This is a genomic window from Algoriphagus antarcticus, assembly GCF_002150685.1.
Taxonomy (GTDB): Bacteria; Bacteroidota; Bacteroidia; order Cytophagales; family Cyclobacteriaceae; genus Algoriphagus; species Algoriphagus antarcticus.
This window is the reverse complement of record NZ_MSSW01000121.1, coordinates 1-978: the sequence shown is the minus strand read 5'-3', so window position 1 is coordinate 978 and position 978 is coordinate 1. Positions and strand designations below refer to the sequence as shown.

At 33.0% G+C, this 978-nt stretch carries 1 protein-coding gene; it reads right to left on the bottom strand.

Annotation, left to right across the window (positions count from 1 at the left end; translation table 11 throughout):
- Positions 1 to 123: 123 nt before the first annotated feature.
- Complete coding sequence (locus BVH04_RS24790; protein WP_086544147.1) at positions 124 to 954, bottom strand: DUF2726 domain-containing protein; 831 nt, start codon at positions 952 to 954, stop codon at positions 124 to 126.
- Between the last annotated feature and the right edge of the window lie 24 nt (positions 955 to 978).

Genomic DNA, 978 nt, shown 5'->3' with positions numbered 1-978 from the left:
TAACGTTTTGGCGCTTGGCGAAGAAGCGGATTACGAAGCACTAAACTGTCTGCCAGCACTGAACTTGATACGAAGCACAAAGCTTCAATTAAGCACTGAACCCGCTTTTTTGCCAAACGCCTGTTAGCTTGCGTAATTTTGTCTAATGAAAAGTTCAAAAATATCAATCATTTCTTTGTTTTGTTTTTTTCTAAGTCGATGTAGTTTTAAACCTGCTTTTTGAAATATCTCGTCTTTCATCTTATCATTTTCTAAATTTTTTGGCTTATCATGCCAACTGCTATCAAGTTCTATAAATAGTTCTGGTCTAAATGTAGTTGGATTTACAATACATAAGTCAAGTGTTGATTTGTAAAAAAAATTAGCGGTGATATTATTTAGAATGTCGCACACCTTAGAGTCTATAATTGTACTGAGTGCAGTATTTGGGAGTATAATCGAATTATTTAATACTTTCTTAGCGGCTAGGTAGAGCTCTTTCTCTTGAGGAGAACCATTGAAAATATCTTTATCAAATTGAAGATTCCCATGTTCGCCAATTTTTATATTAAGGTTTGCACTAAGTTGGTCAATATCAATTTTATTTTGAATTGTTACTTTCAGGTTTCCTAAGAATAATTGTGCGTCTGGGTCATCAATAAGAATTTTAGCATAAATTTCGTTGGGGGTCTTGTCAAATAAATACCTAGCAATGCCTTTAAGAGCATTTTCAGATAATGTGAAAGTTGAATTGTCGTGTTTATGTATTTGGAAGATTCTCGAAGCCACAACAATTAAGTCATCATTCGTTTCATTTTCATGTCTCTTTAACTCGTCTATAAATACGTTTTCAAATATTAAGAACGTTTGAGATTCAGCTAAATCTTTTGCGTTCGCATTATTAGATAAAACTTTTGCTAGTTCTATCCAATTTCTCGATTGGAGATATTTTAAGCAATCTTCGGCTGGATTCATTTTTTTCTATTATGCGAGCTAACG